The following is a 19,967-nucleotide window of genomic DNA, read 5'->3' as shown; positions in this document are numbered from 1 at the left end:
TTTCATCCAATCGTGGTCGTGGTAGCATCTGCGCCGGCCGATTTCGATTCGACAAGCTTGGCGAGATCGGCCAGCACGGGACTGCCGAAATATTCCCGGAGCGAGACCTCAACCCCGAACCGCTCGTGTATCCGATCGAGTAATCGGAGCACGAGCAGGGAATGCCCTCCGGCCGCAAAAAAGGTGTCGTCCGCACTGCATACGTTTTCTAGCTCACTGCCCAATAAATTCGACCAGATCACGGCCAGCCCCTTTTCCACAGCCGTCTCCGGCGGTCTGGCCGAGGTGGCGGGCTGCGCGACCGGGAGCCTGCCGCGGTCCACCTTGCCGCCGATGTTGCGCGGTAGCTCGGTCATTTCCCGGAACGAGACGGGTGGCGTCGCCTTGCCGAATCGCCGGCGCAGGGCGGCCCGCCACGCAGCCGGGACACCCGTGGCGCCCTCCGGGGAAGACCGGGGCACGACATACGCCACCAAACGGCTCACCAGCCCGTCCGGGCCGGCGCTTGGGACCACGGCACACTCGGCCACCGACGGATGCGCGATCAACGCCGACTCTATCTCGGTGAGTTCCATCCTCGTGCCGTAGAATTTGATCTGAAAGTCCCTGCGACCGTGGAATTCAAGAAAGCCGTCCCACCTCCTGCGCCCGAGATCTCCGGTCCGGTAGCAGTCGCCCTCGATCCCGAGTTCCTTCGGGCCGCGGAGGGGGGCGAACGCCGAATCATCCGCGGTCGTGCCCGCTACGTAGCCATGGCTGATATACGGACTCCGGATCACTATGTTTCCGATGACACCCGCGGGACAAGGTCGATCCTGCTCGTCCAGCACCAGCACCTGACGCCCGGGAATGGATTTGCCGATCGGGGTTGTCCCGTGCACGGTTCCGGTTACCTCATACCAGGTCGCCAATATCGACTCGGTGGGACCATAAAGGTTGACCAACCGAACAGCAGGCAGCGCGGACCGCAGGCGGTTCGCCAGCTCGCCCGGCAACGCTTCGCCGGCCAGCAGCAGATGATCGAGCGCAGCCAACGACCGGCTCGCCCGTTCAGGACCAGTCGGCCCCTCAGGAGCCGACGGCCGGTGCCGGCCTCCCGGCTGAACCTCGCGGGTACTGATCACCTCAAGGAGTTCTCGGGCGAAACTGGGAACCGTTTGGAAAAGAGTGATGCGCTCGGCCGCGATCCACCGCACCATTTTCTCTGGATGTGCCCTGATTCGCTCTGGCACCGGACACAGTGTGCCACCCGCCACGAGCGTCGCGAAGATCTCGACCAGGCTGGCGTCGTATCCGAATGCCGCCCATTGCGCCACTCTGGAACCAGGTCCGACGCCGAATTCTCCCGCCAGCCAAGCGACGAACTGGGCGAAACTACGATGGGACTGCGCGATCCCCTTGGGCCTGCCGGTCGAACCAGAGGTGTAGGCGATGTATGCCAGGTCGCCCGGGGCGGCGCGTACGGGCGTTCCCTGGGCGGCGCTCACGGGCGTCCCGGGGACGCCACGGATTTGGTCGAGCGTCCCGACGTCGAGCACCCGGCCACCCAGTTCTTCGCGGTACCACTCGCAGAAGTGATCGCCGAGCGCTTCTCCGTCGACCACCAGGCACACGGGCCGAAGGTCGGAGAGCACCGCCCTGCCCCGTTCCCCGGCATCACGCGAGCCGAGACAGACCACATGGGCCCCGGCGTCGAGGATGCCGAGCAGCGCCGCGACGCGGCGGGGGCCGACCGGCATCCGGACCGCGACCGCCGCGCCCTCGGCCTCGCAGAGGCCGGCCAGCGCATCGGTGACCCGCGCAGCCTGCTCCTCCAGTTCGCCATAGGTGATGGCGTCACCGTCCCACCTCACCGCGTCTGCCGATGGCCGCTCTTTCGCGCGCATGTGAACGAGTTCATGAACCGCCAACTCGCCGGACGGTGCGGCCGCGGTCTGATCGGCATCACGCACCATCGCGCGAAGCCGCCCGGGCCCGTCCAAGGGCAGCGCGTCCACCGCGGTGTCGGGTTCGACAAGCGCGGCGGCCAACAGAGTGCGCAGTTGATCGAGAATCCGCTGCACCGATGCCCCGTCGAAGAGAGCGCGGCGATATTCCAGGGAGCCCGCGACCGAGGGCTGGACCTGGTCGATCTTCAGTGTGAGGTCGGTCCGTGCCCAGCCGCTGTCGATCCGCTCCTGCCGGACGACCGCACCGGGCACCCTGAGTTCGGCTTCGGGGGTCTCCTGGAACACGTACATCACGTCCGCCAACGGAAGCCGGCGTGGGTCCCGATCAATATCCAGCGTGGCCACCAGTTGCTGAAAAGGAAGCTCGCGATGGTCGAGCGCGATCCCAGTGAATCGCGCCACCCGGCCAAGCAGTTCACGGAAGGTGGGCCGTCCGGAAAAATCGGTACATAGAATGAGGATGTTCTCGAATAACCCGATGAGGTCTTTGAAGCTGGATTGCGGACGCGCAGTGACCGTGCTGCCCACAGCCACGCGTTCTTCGCCGCTGTAGCGGAAGAGCAAAGACTGGAGACCGGCGAGCAGCACCACGAACGGTGTCGTCCGTTCCGTCTCGCACAGTCGGAGAAGAGGGCGCCCCACTTCGTCGCTCCAGTCGAACCGCACGACACCGCCGGCGGACGAGGGCTCCTCGGGACGGGGTCGATCCACCGGCAGCGTCAGTGCAGGCGGGGGCGGTGCCAAGGTCGACGTCCACCAAGACAGCATCTGCCGGAACTCCGGCACGGATGCCTGACGGCGTTGCCACCGGGCGTAGTCGGGGTACTGGGCCGGAAGGTCGGGCAACGCGCGGTGTGCCACGTCATGCATTGCGGCCGCATAGCACGCGGACAACTCGTTCACCAATATGGACATCGACGCTTCGTCGGCGATCGCCTGATGCAAAAGCAACACGACGACGTGCTCCCGGTTCCCGAGCCGGGCGACCGACAGCCGGGCGAGCGGCCCTTCGGCGAGCCGCATCGGAATGGCGACCTGGCGCGCGACCCACCGCGCGACGGCCTCAGCACGGGCGGCGGCGGGCACCGGGCCGAAATCGGCGAACAAAGGCGGGGCGCCGTATCCGACCGCAATACGCTGCATCGGTAACCCATCCCGCTCGACCAGCGTGGTCCGAAGGGCGTCGTGCCGCTGCACTACCGCCTGCCACGCGGTGCGTAACGCTCCGCTGTCCAGGTCGCCGACTATCCGATATGTCCGGCACACCCGATGGCCCGGTGAATCAGGATCGAGTTCATTCAGGAACCACAGTCCATCCTGAGCGGCGGACGTCTCGGCCCAGCTGACGCCGCGCGCGAGAGCGGACCCAGTCATTCCCCGCCCCTTCGTCTCTCCCTGTTGGGCATGATGCTGCACTAGGGCAACGAAGACGTCGCCGCCTTGGCCGCCACGCTCCGAGCGAACTCCCGGAGGTTGGGGTCCTCCTCGAAGATGTCGCCGACATCAACGAGAATGCCGAGCTCCTCCTCGATCCACGAAACGATGCGAACCGCTGAGATCGACTCCCCGTTCAGTTCGAAAAAAGTGGCGTCCTGCATCCCTGCCGGCACTTTGAGGACGTGCTTCCAGATCTCCTCCACCTTTCCCTCGATCACCGAGAGTCGCGGCTCAGTGTTGGGAGCGTTCATCTCAAGTCCTTTGTTGTCAGACCGGCTCCGGCCCCATCGATCTGATCTGGCCCGATCTTGATTTGGCCGGGCTCCGCGGCGCGGACCGGAAGCGAACGGGCGCACCTCCGGAATCGTTACATCGCGCCGCGGCCCGGTCTTCTCTCTGGATGCGGACCGGCCGGCCCATAGCCGTCCGCCCGTCAATGCTCCGCATTCTGTGAGGTGCGCCCCGAATCCGCACCGAAGAAACTGGCGCTGGCCGGCCCGTGAGCGGCCCTTACACCCGGCACCATACCGGCCGGTAACCGACCGAGCTCTTCGATCAACCGCCGATAAGGAGTCACCAATGCACGACCAATGCCCTGTCCTCGACGCCAGTGGCCGGGACATCCACGCCGAGGCCGACCGGCTGCGCGCGCAGGCGCCGGCGGTCAAGGTGGAGCTGCCAGGCGGCGTGCACGCCTGGTCGATCAACAGCTATGAGGTCATCAAGCAGCTGCTGCTTGACCGCAACGTCACCAAGAACGCCCGCAACCACTGGCCGCAGTTCATGAACGGAGAGATCCCGCCCGACTGGGAGATGATCAGCTGGGTGGCGATGGACAACATGGTGACCGCCTACGGCAAGCATCTCGTCCGGCTGCGCAAGCTGATCGCCAAGGCCTTCAGCACGCACCGGACCGAGACGATCCGGCCGCGCGTGGAAGAGCTCGTCGACCAGTTGCTGGACGGGCTGGCCGCCGCGCCGGACGAGGTGGTCGACCTGCGGGCGAAGTTCTGCTACCCGCTGCCGGCCCTGCTGATCGCCGACCTCATCGGGATGACCGAGGGGCAGCGGGCGCAGACCGCCAAGGCCATGGATCTGATGGTGGACACCACGGTCAGCCCAGAGCAGGCGCAGGCCATCCTGCACGGCTGGCGCACCGCCATGGACGAGCTCATCACGTCCAAGCGGCGCAACCCCGGCGAGGACATCGCCAGCGACCTGATCGCCGCGCGCGACGACGAGAACGGTTCCCAGCTGACCGACACCGAGCTCACCGACACGATCTTCGCGATCCTCGGCGCCGGCTCGGAGACCACCATCAACTTCCTGGACAACGCGGTCACCGCGCTCATCACCCACCCCGACCAGCTGGAGCTCGCCCGCTCCGGGCAGGTCGGCTGGGACGAGGTGATCGACGAGGTGCTCCGTGTGGAGTGCCCGCTGGCCAGCCTGCCGCTGCGGTACGCCGTGACCGACATCGAGCTGGACGGCGTCACCATCCCGCAAGGCGACCCGATCCTGATCAACTACGCCGCCGCGGGGCGCGACCCGGCGCTGCACGGCGACAGCGCCGGCGACTTCGACGTGACCCGGGCGGACAAGGAGCACATCTCCTTCGGCCACGGCCCGCACTACTGCCTCGGCGCGGGGATCGCCCGGCTCGTCGCCGAGGTCGGCCTGTCCAGGCTGTTCGAAAGGTTCCCGCAGCTGCGCCTGGCCGTGCCGAAGGAGGAGCTGCAGCCGATCCCCACGTTCATCATGAACGGCCACCGCACCCTGCCGGTCCGGTTGACCGCCACCCCCGCGGCCGCGACCGCCGCCTGAGGCGGACGTGGCAGATTCTTCCGAGCGGCGAAAGAAAGGGCGGCCCACGGCGGATGCCGGGGCCGCTTTCGCCCGGCGCACGCGGTGCCGCAGGCTCGAATGTTCCTGCGGAAAATGGAATTGATCCACGCAATCTCAAGGATGTGGCGTACTGCGGGCGAATGCAATCCTCGACCCGAGCAGCCACGTTTTATCTGCAGGGAGGTGTGCTGTGCACGTCGGGCTGACATTAGGAGCATTCGCCTGGAACGGCGGTCCGGCCGCAATGGGCGAGACGGTCGCGCGGATCAGCCGCACCGCCGATGATGCCGGCTTCTCGCTGATCGGCGTCGGCGACCATCTCTGGCAGGGGCCGCACGCCGGCGGCCCGCAGGCACCGGAGTTGGAATGCTTCACCACGCTCGCGACGATCGCCGCGCACACGCGTCGGTGCCGGGTCGCGCCGGTCGTGGCCGGTGTGCATTTCCGTCCCCCGGCCCTGCTGGCCAAGTCGGTGACGACGCTCGATGTCCTGTCCGGCGGCCGGGCCACACTGGGCCTGGGCGTCGGCTGGTACGAGGAGGAGGCGACCCGTTCCGGCATCCCGTTCCCCCCGGTGGCCGACCGGTTCGAAATGCTCGAGGAGACGCTGCAGATCCTGCTGCGCTACTGGGACGGCGAGCGCGGGGACGAGCGCCCCTTCGAGGGCCGGCACTACCGGGTCGACCGGCCGCTGAACCTGCCGCAGAGCCTGACCCGGCCGCATCCGCCGATCCTGCTCGGCGGGGGCGGCGCCAAGACGCTGCGGCTGGTCGCGCGATACGCCGATGCCTGCAACCTCTACCCCGGCCCGGACCTGCCCGACAAGCTCGACCTGCTGCGCCGGCTCTGCGCGGACGCCGGGCGCGACTACGACGCGATCGAGAAGACCTGCGCCCTACCCGTGGACGTCGGTGCCGACGGCGCCGGGACCCAGGAGCTGATCACACAGCTGCGCCGGCTCGCGGACGAAGGTGTGCACACGGTGATCGGCATCCTGCTTGCCCCCGCCGACCCGCTCCGGCAGGTGGAGATCATCGGGGAAAAGGTCCTCCCCGCGGTCGCCGACGCCGGGCCGGCGCCGATCGATGACTAGAAGTTCCGTTTCCGTTCCGTCCAGGAGGATGCTGTGTCCAAAATTGGAACGCCATCGCGCGAGAAACTCGTCCGCAAGTCGGCCGAACTGGCGCCGTTGCTGCAGAAGCACGCCTCCTGGGCGGAGGAGAACCGGCGGCTGCACGACGAGGTGATCGAGGGGCTCGCCGACGCCGGCGTGTTCAAGTTGCGTCAGCCCAAACGCTACGGCGGCTACGAGGCCGACACCCAGACCCTGGTCGAGGTCGCCACCGAGCTGGGGCGGGGCGACGGCTCGGCCTCGTGGGTGGCCTCGGTGTCCTGGATCCCCGGTTGGATGGCGTGCCTGTTCCCCGACGAGGTGCAGGACGAGGTGTTCGACACCCCAAACGTGCGGGTGTGCGGCACGCTGAGCCCGTCCGCGATCGCCGCCCCCTCCGACGGCGGCATCGTGGTCAACGGCAAGTGGCGGTTCATCAGCGGGGCGCACCACAGCCACTGGCAGGAGATCATCGCGATTCTGGCGCCGCCCGAAGGCGACCCGTACCCGGTCATCGCCCTGGTCCCGATGTCCGATCTGCTGATCGTCGACGACTGGCACACCAGCGGCCTGAAGGGCACCGGCAGCGTCAGCACCGTCGCCAAAGACCTGTTCGTCCCGCAGCAGCGGGTACTGCCCCTGGGCGCCGTGCTGCAGGGCGAACCGGCGTCCAAGCGCAGCGCCGAGTCGAAGATCTACCGGACCCCGCTGCTCCCGGTGGCCTCGGCGTCCTCGGTCGGCACCGTACTCGGGCTCGGCCGCGCCGCCAAGGATGCGTTCCTGCGCCGGCTGGACGATCGCAAGATCACCTACACCGACTATGAGAGCCAGCGCGAGGCCCCGCTGACCCACATGCAGGTCGCCGACGCGGCGCTGAAGCTGGACGCGGCCGAATTCCACGCGCAGCGCCTGGCCACGCAGGTGGACACCAAGGGCAACGAGGGCGCGCAATGGAAGGTCGAGGAGCGCATCCGCGCGCGGGCCGACATGGGCGCGGTCGTCCGCCTGGTGCGCGAGGCGGTGGACATTCTCGCCACTGCGAGCGGGGGCTCCTCGATCTACACCGACGTGCCGATCCAACGGATCGCGCGCGATGTCCAGGCGGTCGCCCTACATGCGCTCATGCACCCGAACACCAACACCGAACTGTACGGGCGCGTGCTGTGTGGCTTGGAGCCCAACACCCAGTACATCTGACCCCCCGGGCGAACCAAGAGAAAGGACAAGGCGCATGACCGCGACCACTCCCCCGGCAACCGAGCCTTCCGATGCCGACAAGGCCGGCATCGCCGCGCTCACCCAGAAGGTGATCGCGGCCTGGGCGTACAACGACGCCGAAGGCTTCGCAGACCTCTTCATCGAGAACGGCACAATGATCCTGGCCGGCGTCTACAAGAACGGCCAGGCGGAGATCCGCGAATTTCTCCGCGATGCCTACCAGGGCCGCTACAAGGGCACCCAGGTGACCGGCAAGCCGCTCAGCATCCGCAAGCTCAGCGCCGACGCCGCCATCCTGCTCTCCCAGGGCGGGGTGCTGGAGGCCGGGGAGAGCGAGGTGTCCCCGTCCGCTGCCATCCGGGCCTCTTGGGTCGTGGTGCGGCACGACGGGCAGTGGCGACTCGCCGCGTACCAGAACACACCCGTAAACGTGACCTGAAGCCTCAGCAGGCCCGCGGCCGGAGGAGAACACCGGCACCCTATGGCCCCGGGTCCCTCCCGGGGCCGTACAGTTTGGCGCCGAATCGGCCATGGGTTGGATACTCGTGGGAATCCACGAACACCTTGACTCCGCGGCCACCCGAGCACCATTCGATGCAGGGCAATTCTTCGCACTTTCAAAGAACGATTGCGCTTCGGCCGGTGTCACCATAGGCCGACGCTGTCATCGCCCGAGAGGACGAGCGAATGTGCGCGATGACCAACGCGGACCGCTCCGGCTCCGGCCTCGCACTGCCGAGGACGACACGGCGGCCGGGTTGACGATGCGCATCGCAGCGACCCAGAGGCCATCGCCGACGCGTATCCGGCCGTGCTCACTGGGCGTCAGCCGCCGGACATCGCCGAGATACGCAGCCCCTGACCGCATGACGTGGTCGAGTAGGAGGTCAAGCTATGACGTACGACATCGAAAAGACCCCAGCCGGGGAGCGGGCCAAGGGGCAGAGCCCGCCCGCTGAGCAGCGCGGCCAGGCCGCGGAGGGGAGGGAACCGCAATGGTGGCGCCGCCCCTGGATCATCCCGCTCGTCCTGGTCAGCGTCATCTGGTGGCAATACATCGTCCGCCCGTTCCTCGACTTCAACGAGGAGACCGCTCCGATCCCGCCGCACGAGGACTACTCGCTGTACTACCCGACCCTGCTGGGGCACATTGGATTCGGCACCATCGCGATGATCACCGTCGTGCTCCAGGTGTGGCCCAGGGTGCGACTCAACCACCGGCGGCTGCACCGGTTCAGCGGGCGAATCTATGTCGTGTCCACGCTGATCTCCGGGCTGCTCGCGCTGTCCATCGTGCGGTTCGCGCCGCCGGTCGGGCAGATCGGGGTGAGCCTGGCCACCATCCTCTGGATGGGCCTTACCACGATGGGCTTCATCCGGGCGCGGCAGCGCCGGTTCGCGGAGCACCGCCGATTCATGCTGTACAGCTTCGCGATCGTGATGAACAACACCGTGGGCACGTTCATCGTGTACGTAGGACTGCGGTTGCCGGACCCCATCGAGGTGAATTACCTGCTGGAGGCGGCGCGGTGGGTTGGCTGGGTGTTCAACCTCATCCTTGTGCAGGCGTGGCTCAACCACACGGCAAAGCGGCCGCTGCTCCTGCCCCGGTAAGCGCACACCGATTGGAGGTAGCACCGTGACCGAGACCGAGACCCGGTCCTCCGCCTCGCCGGCAGCGACGACACCGTCGTATGGGGGCAGCGTCATCACCGCCGGCGATCCGCGCTTTGCCAGCGTGCTCCACGGTTACAACCAGCGGTTTGTGGCCGATGTGGACTACGTGTGCGTGCCGGCCGACACTCAGGAGGTCGTCGACGCGGTCGGCAGGGCGGTGGCCGAGGGCAAGCGGGTCACCGTCCGCAGCGGCGGCCACGGCTATGAGGGCACCGCCTCGACCGGCGGCGGCGTCCTGATCGACCTCTCCGAACTGACCGAGGTGTCGTTCGATCGTGAGCGCCGCGCGTTCGCGCTGCAGCCCGGGGCGACGCTCGGGGACGTCTACCGTCGGCTGTACAAGCGCTGGGGGGTCACTCTCCCGGCCGGCGAGGGCACGGAGGTCGGCATCGGCGGGCACTTGGCCGGCGGCGGCTTCGGCCCGTTGACCCGTCGGTTCGGCGCCATCGTCGACTATCTGTGCGCGGTCGAGGTCGTCGTCGTGGACGCCGACGGCCGGGCCAGGGTGATCGTGGCCACCGACGAGCCCGGCGACCCGCACCGCGACCTGTGGTGGGCGCACACCGGTGGCGGCGGCGGCAACTTCGGGGTGGTGACCCGCTATTGGCTACGCACCCCCGGCGCCACCTCCACCGACCCTGGCGAGTTGCTGCCCAGGGCACCGGTCAGGTGGCGCAACGGCATCGTCGCCTGGCCCTGGGACACGATGACCGAGCAGGCGTTCGTCCGGCTGTTGCGCGACTTCGGCGGGTGGTTCGAGCGCAACAGCGAGCCCGGTAGCGCCGGCGCGAACCTCACCGGGTTCTTCGGCGCCAGCCACCGGTCCGGCGGAGTGATCGTCGTGGGGGCGTTGATCGACGACGACATTCCCGGGGCCGAGCAGTTGATGAACGCATTCTTCGACGAGGTGTCCGAGAAGGTGGGCGTCGCGCCGGTCTCCCGCAGCACCGACGATGTCCTGCCATGGCTGTACTTCTTCACCTTCCCCAACCGCGGCGAGCCCGGCGACATCGCGACCCGCCGCTTCAAGCTGAAGTCGGCCTATATGCGCACGGCCTACACCGAGCAGCAGAGCGCCGCGGCCTACCGCCACCTTTGCACCGATGGCGACAAGCCCTTGACCCTGATCCTCATCGGGTACGGCGGACAGGTGAACACCGTGGCGCCGGACGCCACCGCGGTCGCGCAGCGCGACTCCATCCTCAAGGCGGCCTTTCTCTCGGCATGGTCCGACGAGCGGGACGACGATGCCCACATCGCCGACCTGCGCGCGATCTATCACGACGTCTATGCCCAGACGGGCGGCGTTCCGGTGCCCAACGAGCACAATGACGGCGCCTACATCAACTACCCGGACCGCGACCTGGCCGACCCGGAATGGAACACCTCCGGGGTCCCCTGGTCGACGCTGTACTACAAGCACAACTATCCGCGGCTGCAGCAGGTCAAGAAACGCTACGACCCCCGAAACGAGTTCCACCACGCGCTGTCGATCGAGCTCCCTGACTGACCGCCTCATTTCGCACCACCCGCTAAGTGGGGCGGGTCCGGTGTCCATCACGAAGTTGCGCTCGGCCGGCGTCTCCCAGGAGGCGCCGGCCGAGCCGTCTGCCGGTTCGTTCGCCGCGTGCCTGAACGCGCACCCCCGGCGGGGGCACCTACCGCTACTCGGCGAACGTGCAGATCGCGGCAGTCCTGCGATGACGGCGATAAAAGGGGCGCCCAGCTCACCGGAGGTGAGCAACCGAAGAGTAGCGGGGGCGGCAACGGCGACCTTTGATGGAGGTGTTCATCGTGTTGTCGAGCAGTCACGGAGGTCTACGGATGGCGATGGTCACCGCCCTGGCTAATCGTTTTCGGACCGACGTCGGACCGGCCCTCAACCAGCGCCATCATCAAGGAGCGCTACTGCTCTTCATGGTGATCGTGCTGGCGCACTGGGCAGAGCACCTCGCCCAGGCCACCCAGATCTACGCACTCGGCTGGCCGGTGAAAGAAGCGCGTGGCGTGCTGGGTGTTCCACTTCCATGGCTGGTCACATCCGAGTGGATGCACTACGGCTATGCCCTGGTCATGCTTGCCGGTTTCATCCTGCTGCGGTCAGGTTTCACCGGCAGGTCAAGGACGTGGTGGAATCTGGCACTCGGCATCCAGGTCTGGCACCACCTCGAACACCTGCTCCTGCTCCTGCAGGCCCTGAGTGGTGCCAACCTCATGGGACGGCCCGTTCCGACGAGCGTCATCCAGCTTCTTGTTCCCCGGGTCGAGTTGCACCTGTTCTACAACGCGATCGTGTTCGCCCCCATGGTGGTCGCGATGCTGCTCCACCGGAGGCCGGGCAGCTCCGAACGCGCGCGCATGAAATGCAACTGCGCCGTCCAACCCGCCCTGTGACCGGTGAAGCCCCGGCGGCCCGGCCACCCGATCACCGTGGTCCTGGTACTGGCTGCGGCCTATCTGCTCTACCTGGCCGTGCCGAACATCGGCTTCGCCATTCGTGCCGCGGACGCGGATGGAAGGCCCGGCGTGTTCACCGCGCAGCGGCTGCAGTGCGTGCGGCATACCGGACACGAAAGCTGCAGTTGGACGGGCGAGTTCCGGTCTGACGACGCCCGGACCCGGCGTGCCGAGGTCTCCCTGTACGGCAGTCGACGGGACACGCTGCGCAGCGGAGAGCAGACCAGGGCCTTCGACATCGGGAGACCTAACCGCGTCTACCGTCCGGAAGGGTCTCGCGAGTGGGTGGCCGTCGCCATGATGGTGCTCTTGGGAATGGCGCTTTTTCTGTGCGCCTGTGTCCGGCTGAGACGCAGACAGCGCACAGAAATGGGCTCGAAAGAGCGTACGGTGTGAAGAAGCAGTAATGGTCGCGGTGACAGCCCGATTCGAGGTCGTGAACGAACCCGGGAAGGGATGCTCGTGTCCTCACCCGTCTACACCGACAAGTGGTCCACGGTCCGTCGCGCCCTTGCGGCCGCCGGCGAACGGTTCGCCGAGCTGCTGCTCTCGGTGCCGCCCCAAGCGATGGCCACGGCGGATTGGACCGTCGCCGATACCGCAGCGCACGTCGTCTCCATCAGCGGATCGTATGCATCGATGCTTCGAACGTCCGGTGGCGGCCTGCCCATCCCCGCGCTCGAGGACGTGTTGAAGGAGACGACCGTCGACACGGTGGCCCACTTCAACGAGGTGGCGCTGGCGAACTTCGACGAACGCGACCCGAGAACGCTCGCGGAGCGGGTGCGCGGCGACATCGCCGAGATGCTGCGGGTGAGCGAAGATCTGGATCCCGGGCATCCGATCGACTGGCTCGGGGGTTCCCGCGTCCCGGCGGCGGGCGTCTTGGCGCACCTCATCAACGAACTGCAGATTCACGGACGTGACATCGCCCGCGCGACCGATGCCCGATGGCGCGTCTCACCGGCGGACGCCGCGTTGTTCTTCGAGATCTTCCTCCTGGGCGTGACGAGTTATGGCTACGGACGCCTGCTCGACTGGGACCGTCCCGAGCGGAAGGGGCGCATCGCGGTCGAGTTCCGCTCCAGCCACACCGCCCCGGCGGCCATGGTGCTGACCGATGGCCTGGTGACCGTCGAGAAGCCTGCCGAGAACGTCGACGTCAAGCTGTTCTTCGATCCGGTGACGCTCAACCTCATGCTGTTCGGCCGGGTCAGCAGCCTGCGGGCGGCGCTCTCGGGGCGGGTGGTCGTGTGGGGACGGCGACCGTGGCTGCTGCCCGCCTTCATGAAGAAGGTACGTCTGCCCTCCTGATGTGCCGCGGCGGCTGCCGCACGATCTGGTCCGCGGTCGAACGGGCCGACCGGGCTAACGCGGGAGAGGATGCTCGGCGAGGTAACGGTCCAGCATCTCCTGCGCTTCTGTGGTGGCCTGAGCGAACCGCTCCCGCTGATCCGCTCCTCGCACTAGCACGTCGTGCATGGCGCGGGTCAGCACGACCTGGATCTCGAAGAAGTCCCCGATCAGTGCACCGGGGGCGGAACTCACACCGGCGGCCAGGTCGAGCTGGTCGCTGGGGCCCCGGTGGTAGGGATGCTCGGCGAACCAGCCTTCCCGTTCCAGCCGGGTGAAGGCGGACTTGGTGATCGGTATGAAGCTGTGCTCCTTGTGATATTGCGCGGCGTTCCGGGGGTTCCCGAGGAACTGCATGAACGCCAGCGCACCGTCCCGGGTGGCCTCGTCCAGGCCGTCCGCCAGCCACAGTGAGGTACCCGCGACCACGCTGCCCCGATAGGGAACCTCCGCGTTGAAAGGGAAGCGGGAGACCGCGAACTCGAACCCGGCGTTGGCGGCATCCTGCGCGGCCGCGCCGATGTCGTTGGTCGAGCTCAGCCGGAACGCCACCTGCTGGTCCACGAAGAGCTCGAAGGTGCCGAACCAGTCACCGAGCTCGCCCGTATAGCGGTAGAGGCCGTCCTCGTGCAGGCCCCGCCACCACGACACCCAGGCCATCATCTCCTTCGTGGTGAAGTCCACGGTCTCGGCCCGGCCGTCCCGCCCGTTGCCATGGTCGGCGAGCGCGCCGCCCTGCACTGCCACCGCGTGCTGGAAAGGGATCCCGTTGTTCGCCCAGGTGATCGCGTACGGCGGCCCGCCCGGCGACTTCACCACCCGCTCGCTCGCCTCCCGCAGGTCCTGCCAGGTCTGCGGGATGTCCCGTACGCCGGCCGCGCGGAGCATGGTCACGTTGGTGAAGAGTTGGAAGGTGGTCGCCACCGTGGGCAGCGAGACGAGCTCGCCCTGCCAGGTGTATTGGCTACGGAGCGCGGGGACGATGTCGTTCAGGACGACCGGCTCACCGAGAATGTGAGTTCGGCCCCCCACCGCGTTCTCCACCGAGGTGAACACCGGCTGGCCGGCGCTGTCCACCGCGTCCAGCGCATTCGGCATCTCCGTGTAGTAGTACTCGGCGATCGCCGGCTGAGAGCCCTCCAACGCCGCCCTGGCCACCGCGGCGGCTCCATCTCTGAACCCCAGTCCGCGGATCCTGATCTCGTACTCGGGGTGCGCCTCCTCGAACCGGCGACCGAGACGGAACAGCTCGTCCATGTAACGGGGAAACGCCAGGTCCGCCAGCCAGGCATCCACGACAATCTTTCCAGACAGCGAAACCCTCTCCTCAAGTCAGCGCTCGCGGCGCGATCGACTATGACGGATCTCCAAGACCCGGTACGTGACACGGACGGGTCGTGGTCCAATGTGGGTCGGAGTCATGGGAATGCGTGAACCATACCGACCAATCTCCCGCAACCATTCAGCAAGTGCATCTCCAAAGTTGCGCGGCAGACGCCAGCCGGATGTCGACGGATAGCGTGTTTCCACAGCACCATCGGAGAAGCGTCCTGATCATTACTCTTGCATGCTCGAATTCGACCCACGGATACTGGCTCGGCCGGCAATGCCTCCGGTCCCGCACCGCGGAAGGCAGTGGCAGGTGCGGCCTTGGTAAGCAGCTCCATAGATGGGAAACCATTCCATGAGCACGACTCGCTGGAAGTTGACGGTCGACCAGAGGATGTGCTGTTCCTCCGGGATCTGCGTATCGATCGCGCATGACCGGTTCTGCCTCGACACCGGCGTCTCGCAGCCCATCGCCGAGGAGATCGACCCGGACGACGCCGTGCTCGAAGCCGCCGAATCCTGCCCGACAGAGGCGATCAGCGTGCGGGACGCCGCCGACGGCACCCTGATCGCTCCGTAGCCTGGCGTCCGGGACTCTGCACGGAGGGCGCCGCCGCGGCCCGCGGCGGCGCCCTCGCGGGCTTACTCCGCGAGCAGGCGGCATGACGCGCGCCCTGTCGGCGCGGCCTTGCCGGCGCGCCGCAGGCCTCGCGGCAGGCCTCGCCGCAGGTCAACCAGGGACACGGCGCGGGGTCGCCAGGTGCATCGAGGCGGTCTCGTAGTTGTCCAGATTCTCGTAGTAGCCGGGGCGGGCGGAGAACACCAGGGTCGTCGGCTCCTCCTGAGGCCCCGACTCCAGCGTCCCGGGCCAGTTCTCCAGCGCCGTCGGCATGTCGTAGCGGAGCGACACCGGGTCGCTCTCGTACCAGTGCCCGCCGTCCCGCTCGACGTCGCGCCAGCCGGGGGGCGGTTCCCCGCCCGGCTCCACGTAGACCTGCCGCGACCAGCCCTCGAACTCGTACAGCGCCGCTGCGAACTCCCGCCACCGCTCCGGGAACGCGGGCACGATCTCCTCGAGCCACCACCGCCGGACCAGCTCGCGCAGCTCCGGCTGGCTGTGCAGGCTGCGCAGCGCGCCGGCGATGGCCGGCGACTCCGCGATCACCGGTATCTTCGCCAGGAACGCGGCAGCAGCCGGATCATCGGATCGCTCGAAGTACGCCTTGAGGCTCTGGATGACCTGGGACTGGCCCATCTCGAGCACGTCGAGCAATGGCCGCCAGGTGTGCCGCAGGAACTGCTGCTCTCCGAGCACCCGGGCCCAGAACACGAATCGCTGCATCTCCATGTTCTCCGCCAGCGTGGAGGTCCGGTTGGCCAGCACGTATTCGAAGTCGTCGTCCTCGCCGCGGATCGTGACGAACCCGTGCACCTCTCGGTTCTCGGAATACGCGGTGTTGGGCAGCAGCAGCATCGGATAGACCGCGATCCGGGAGACCTTCTTGGCGAGCCTGTCATAGCCACGGAGGAACGACTCCACGGTCTCCCCCGGCGCTCCCCAGATCAGCTCGCCGTAGCACTCCAGACCCTCCTCGTGGAGCCAGTCGACCATGCTCTCCCACTGGTTGACCTTCATGTTCTTGCGGAGCATGTCGGTCAGCGCCGCGTCGTCCAGGGTCTGCAACGCCAGCGTGAACAGGCCGTGCAGGCCGTGCTGCTTGAGTTGCCGGACGATGTTGTAGAAACGCGGCGACTTGTTCTTCGCCCAGCTGGTGATCAGCGCCTGTGGATAGCCGTACTTCTCCTTGGTCTTGATCACTAGCTCCACGAACTCCTCGTCCGCCTCGAGCAACCCGAAATTGGAGTCGCAGAGCACGAGCGACGGGGCCTTGTAGTAGCCGAACAGGTCCAGCTCGGCGGCGAGCCGCTCGGCGGAGAACGACCGCATCTTCTGGCCGATCGCTCCGCCCCAGTAGCAGAACGAGCACTTGTACGGACAACCGCGGTTGGTCTCCATCAGCGCCACGTCGTAACGGAAGTTCCCGGCGGCGTCGGCCATCGGGATGGCGCCGGTGAGGAAGGGGGAGGGCACCACGTCCAGGTCCTCGATCCGGTCGCGGTCGGGCGTGGTGTGGTGCTCGCGGTCCGGGCGCCTGTAGGAAATCCCCCGCACGTGCACCGGGTCGAATTCCCGATGCTCGAGCAGGTGGGTCAGCAGCTCATGGAAGGTGTGTTCGCCCTCGCCGTTGACCACCACATCGACCCAGGGGAAATCGCGGAACACCCGTTCGGACTGGTGGGCCACGTGGTTTCCGCCGAATACCACCAGCCCACGCGGATTGACCTGCTTGAACGTCTCGGCCAGGGCACCGAATTGCCGATAATTCCAGCCGAGCACGGAGAACGCCAGCACGTCCGGGATCTCACCGCTCAGCAGTTCCTTGGCCATGTCCTGCAGCTGCGCGCCGCCGCGGAAGTTGGAGATCTCCGCCTCGACCTCGCCTCTGAAGTCGACATCGGCGTCGATCACCGCCTTCAGATAGCCGACGGCGAGCGGCATCGAGTCGACCGGCATGTCCCAGGCGCCCTGCTGCACTAATCGAATCTTCAACACGGGATCACGTCCTCGTTCCTCAGGCCCGCTCGCCCGGTGCACGCTTTTCCGCGGTGATGAAGAAGGCCAGCCCGATGGACGACTCCTCGCGCACGACGAGCCCGGCCTGGTCCAGCCATCCCTTGAATTCGTCGAGGTCGTACATCTCAAGACCGTGCTCGGATTGCGGGAAGTGGTGCGAGGCGACGAAGTATCGATAGATCGGGTCCTCGGAGTTGCGGAAGCTGTACGTCGTGAACGTACCTCCGGGTCGCAGGCACCGGCCGATCTCGGCGAATATCGGGGCGGTGTCCTCGAAGATGAACGCGTGCGGCCCGTTCCAGCACATCACCGCGCCCAGCGTGTCGTCGCCGAACGGAAGGGTCCGCGCGTTCGCCACGACCGCGGGCACCTGCGGCAGCCGGTCCCGCAGCGAGGCGAGCATCGTCGGCATCTGGTCCAGCGCGATCACCCGCTGGTGCCCGACGGCCTTGGTGAGCGCCAGTGTGAACCCGCCCGGTCCGGCGGCGAGGTCGAGCACGGGCCCCTCCACCGGGCGTACGAGCTCGGCGATGCGCTTCTCCTCGAAGGCGGCCGACACCGGCCCATCCCAGGTGAAGCCGCACAGCCGCTTGAAGTTGGGCCGGGCCTTCGACTCGATGAAATGGGACATGGTGGGGATCTTCACGAGCTGGGACAGGAAGTCCGCGCCGCCCACCCCGCCGCCGTCCGGTGCGGTGACGTCGAGCATCCCCCGCGTGATCCGATATACCTTGGCGCAGCTGGGGCAACGGGCGAGGCCGGACTCGAACGCCAGACCGCGGCCGCCGCAGCTCGGACAGTGGAATGCCGCCTCGTGCCTGCGAAAGATCTCGATATCCGCTTCCGGCGGATCCGGGTAGCGCGGCGCGAGCGAGTCGGGCTCGATCGGCGCCGGCGCGCCATGCCGCACCGCCCAATACGCCCTCGCGCCGGTGAACCCGAGCACGGTGCGGGTGTCCTTGTGCCACTGTGCCTCGACCTGCTCGGCGGTCAGCGCCTTGACCTGTGCTCGGTCGTGCGCGCGCTCGGACTCGTCCATCTCCCAGGCCGTCGGATAGGGGAACGCGCGGCCGATCTCCGGCTCCGGGTCGTCCGGATCGAACCGGAGCAGGGCACGATCCAGCCGCGACCGGTCGTCGACGTCGAGGCCGAGTTCGTCGGCCACGGCGAGAATGCGGCGGCTGTCGCCGGGAAAATGCGCGACGAGATATTGCAGGGCCAACGAAAGCCCCAGCCCCTTCGGGGCACGCCGCCACAAGACGAGATAGCGGTCGAGTCCGGAGCGGACCGCCGAGTTCACCTTGCCGTCAGCGGCCGGATATTCCACCTCGGCGAGCAGCCCGAGGAGGATCGAAAGATGCCCCTGCCGCACCTCGTCCACCTGATCCAGGCACGCCACAAGATGTGGCACCGCAGGCAACGCGAGCTCGGTCGGAAGGCCGTCCCGCCACAGCGCACCGACGAGCCGCTGGTAGGCCTCCTCCAGCCGGCCCGTGGGCGCGGCGACGAATGAGTCGATCAATGTGGCGACCGGATTGGCGTCGGAACCAGTCAAGATCTCGCCCCTTACCTCGAATTCACTCCACCGACGAGAAATCCATTCACCGAACCGCCGCACGACGACCGTTCGGCCTGCCCTTTCTCCGGGCAACTGTGTTGCGATGTTCGCACAATCGAGCACGCAACGTCCTCTTCGAAAATGCTCGGCTCGATACCGGCCGTTCGTTCTGGTGCCCCCGGTTGGATTCGAACCAACCACAAAACCCTTTTAAGGGGCTCGCCTCTGCCTCTGGGCTACGGGGGCGCAATCGGGAGGCATTGCCGGACGGCAATGCCTCGCATACCGATCAGCGTGGCACCGGACTACCGCCCGGGCCTTCTTCGATATTGTCGTCGTCCACACCGTTGACGGGGAATTCCGCACGGCAAGACAAAGTGCACGGCAAGATGAAATGGATGACCAGTGAAACCCTTTTCATCCCCTGCATATTTCGAGCCCGACAGGCTACCGGCCCTGGTGCGCGAACTGGCCGGCTTCGCGGCCGGGCCCGGCGGGCCCTCGGTACGCCTGGGCGATGTCGAGCCAGTGGTCGGCGACCGCGCCGTCGGCGGTGAGCGCGAGGTCGGCGCGGTGGCGGCGCCGGGTCACCAGCAGGCAGAAGTCTTCAGCGGGTCCGGTGATCCGGTTCTCCCCGTCCGCGGGACCGACCTCCCACCGATCGCCGGAGGGAGTGGTGAGTTCGTAGCGGAACTCCACCTCGGGAGGTGTCAGATCGCGCGCCAGGTAGCCGAAGTCGCGGACCAGGACCGCGAACCCGGCCAGATGCATGATCCGGTCGGTTCGCTCCAGCCGCACCCCGAGCGCGTCGGCGATGTCCTGGCCGTGCCCGAACAGCTCCATGATCCCGGCGCAGGCGAGGATGGCAGGTGGCAGCGGCCGGACCAGCCAGGGCACCACCCGGTCGGGTGGGACGGCGGCGAGCGCCTTGGACGCGGCGGCGCGCTCGGCGCGCCACCGGCCGAGCAGTTCCTGCGGCGGCCCGGCCAGGTACGGCTCCATCGCCGCCCGCACGTTGGCGCTGAAGTCGTCGCTCAGCCGTGCCAGCATCACCTCGAACTCCTTCGGCTCGGCCGCCGACATCGCGGCCATGCGAAAGATCGTGGTCAGGTGGGCGATCTGGTGTGCGATCGTCCAGCCGGGGGCGGGGGTGGGCGTCTTCCATCCGGAGGCGTCCAGACCGGCCACCAGGCGATCGACGTCGTCGCCCTCCGCGGTCAGGTCGGAGATCACGGTCTGCAGATCGGTCACTTCTTCCGTCCTCTCTCGGCATTCCCGCGGCTGGTCGCACATTCCGGCCACGGACCGGGCCGCCGCCACGTCAGGGTGATTGCGATCACGCATAACCCATATCTGGTGCGATTCCGCCAATCCATATCGTCGCCTTCCGCCCTGCCC

16 protein-coding genes and 1 tRNA gene are annotated in these 19,967 nt (G+C 67.3%); 10 read left to right on the top strand and 7 right to left on the bottom strand.

Features of this window, described 5'->3' with window-relative positions:
* Positions 1-2: 2 nt before the first annotated feature.
* On the bottom strand, positions 3-3,323 hold the full coding sequence (locus HKK74_RS18870; RefSeq protein WP_187244552.1) for a non-ribosomal peptide synthetase: 3,321 nt from the start codon (positions 3,321-3,323) through the stop codon (positions 3-5).
* A gap of 41 nt (positions 3,324-3,364) precedes the next feature.
* A complete protein-coding gene (locus HKK74_RS18865; protein ID WP_187244551.1) occupies positions 3,365-3,637 on the bottom strand; it encodes a phosphopantetheine-binding protein in 273 nt (90 codons plus the stop codon).
* A 328-nt stretch (positions 3,638-3,965) separates the two neighbouring features.
* Between HKK74_RS18865 and HKK74_RS18860 the strand changes: the two genes are divergently transcribed.
* The 9 genes from HKK74_RS18860 (at position 3,966) to HKK74_RS18820 (ending at position 13,008) form a co-directional block, all read left to right on the top strand.
* On the top strand, positions 3,966-5,210 hold the full coding sequence (locus HKK74_RS18860) for a cytochrome P450 family protein (RefSeq protein WP_187244550.1): 1,245 nt from the start codon (positions 3,966-3,968) through the stop codon (positions 5,208-5,210).
* 211 nt (positions 5,211-5,421) lie between these two features.
* The gene (locus HKK74_RS18855) at positions 5,422-6,324 is read left to right on the top strand and encodes an LLM class F420-dependent oxidoreductase (protein ID WP_187244549.1); all 903 of its coding nucleotides are present in this window, start codon (positions 5,422-5,424) and stop codon (positions 6,322-6,324) included.
* A gap of 33 nt (positions 6,325-6,357) precedes the next feature.
* On the top strand, positions 6,358-7,539 hold the full coding sequence (locus tag HKK74_RS18850; RefSeq protein WP_187244548.1) for an acyl-CoA dehydrogenase family protein: 1,182 nt from the start codon (positions 6,358-6,360) through the stop codon (positions 7,537-7,539).
* Positions 7,540-7,573: 34 nt separating this feature from the next.
* Positions 7,574-7,999, top strand: coding sequence for an SgcJ/EcaC family oxidoreductase (locus tag HKK74_RS18845; RefSeq protein WP_187244547.1), 426 nt, complete (start codon positions 7,574-7,576; stop codon positions 7,997-7,999).
* 455 nt (positions 8,000-8,454) lie between these two features.
* Positions 8,455-9,174, top strand: a complete 720-nt coding sequence (locus HKK74_RS18840; protein WP_187244546.1) for a DUF2306 domain-containing protein — start codon at positions 8,455-8,457, stop codon at positions 9,172-9,174.
* Positions 9,175-9,199: 25 nt separating this feature from the next.
* Positions 9,200-10,747: an FAD-binding oxidoreductase gene (locus HKK74_RS18835; protein ID WP_187244545.1), complete on the top strand. Its 1,548-nt coding sequence runs from the start codon at positions 9,200-9,202 to the stop codon at positions 10,745-10,747.
* Positions 10,748-11,061: 314 nt separating this feature from the next.
* A complete protein-coding gene (locus HKK74_RS18830) occupies positions 11,062-11,631 on the top strand; it encodes a hypothetical protein (protein WP_187244544.1) in 570 nt (189 codons plus the stop codon).
* A 36-nt stretch (positions 11,632-11,667) separates the two neighbouring features.
* Entirely contained in the window at positions 11,668-12,090 is a 423-nt protein-coding gene (locus HKK74_RS18825; protein WP_187244543.1) for a hypothetical protein, read from the top strand.
* 66 nt (positions 12,091-12,156) lie between these two features.
* Positions 12,157-13,008 carry a maleylpyruvate isomerase N-terminal domain-containing protein gene (locus HKK74_RS18820; protein WP_312881603.1) on the top strand — a complete coding sequence of 284 codons (852 nt, stop codon included), beginning with the start codon at positions 12,157-12,159 and terminating at the stop codon, positions 13,006-13,008.
* Positions 13,009-13,062: 54 nt separating this feature from the next.
* On the opposite strand, the gene HKK74_RS18815 is transcribed toward HKK74_RS18820, so the two are convergent.
* The gene (locus HKK74_RS18815) at positions 13,063-14,343 is read right to left on the bottom strand and encodes an extracellular solute-binding protein (RefSeq protein WP_222722444.1); all 1,281 of its coding nucleotides are present in this window, start codon (positions 14,341-14,343) and stop codon (positions 13,063-13,065) included.
* A gap of 388 nt (positions 14,344-14,731) precedes the next feature.
* Between HKK74_RS18815 and HKK74_RS18810 the strand changes: the two genes are divergently transcribed.
* The gene (locus HKK74_RS18810; RefSeq protein ID WP_187244541.1) at positions 14,732-14,956 is read left to right on the top strand and encodes a ferredoxin; all 225 of its coding nucleotides are present in this window, start codon (positions 14,732-14,734) and stop codon (positions 14,954-14,956) included.
* A gap of 150 nt (positions 14,957-15,106) precedes the next feature.
* On the opposite strand, the gene HKK74_RS18805 is transcribed toward HKK74_RS18810, so the two are convergent.
* The 4 genes from HKK74_RS18805 to HKK74_RS18790 form a co-directional block, all read right to left on the bottom strand.
* Positions 15,107-16,990: a KedN5 family methylcobalamin-dependent radical SAM C-methyltransferase gene (locus HKK74_RS18805; RefSeq protein ID WP_187244540.1), complete on the bottom strand. Its 1,884-nt coding sequence runs from the start codon at positions 16,988-16,990 to the stop codon at positions 15,107-15,109.
* 19 nt (positions 16,991-17,009) lie between these two features.
* Positions 17,010-18,566 (bottom strand): class I SAM-dependent methyltransferase, encoded by a 1,557-nt coding sequence (locus HKK74_RS18800; protein WP_187244539.1) that lies wholly within the window; start codon positions 18,564-18,566, stop codon positions 17,010-17,012.
* Between the two features lie 173 nt (positions 18,567-18,739).
* Positions 18,740-18,815 (bottom strand) — tRNA-Leu (locus HKK74_RS18795).
* Positions 18,816-19,016: 201 nt separating this feature from the next.
* A complete protein-coding gene (locus HKK74_RS18790; protein WP_187244538.1) occupies positions 19,017-19,820 on the bottom strand; it encodes a TIGR03084 family metal-binding protein in 804 nt (267 codons plus the stop codon).
* Between the last annotated feature and the right edge of the window lie 147 nt (positions 19,821-19,967).

It is taken from the genome of Actinomadura alba (assembly GCF_014323705.1).
GTDB classification, from domain to species: Bacteria; Actinomycetota; Actinomycetes; order Streptosporangiales; family Streptosporangiaceae; genus Actinomadura_C; species Actinomadura_C alba.
Note: the sequence above shows the minus strand (reverse complement) of the source record. Positions and strands in the feature narration are given on the sequence as shown.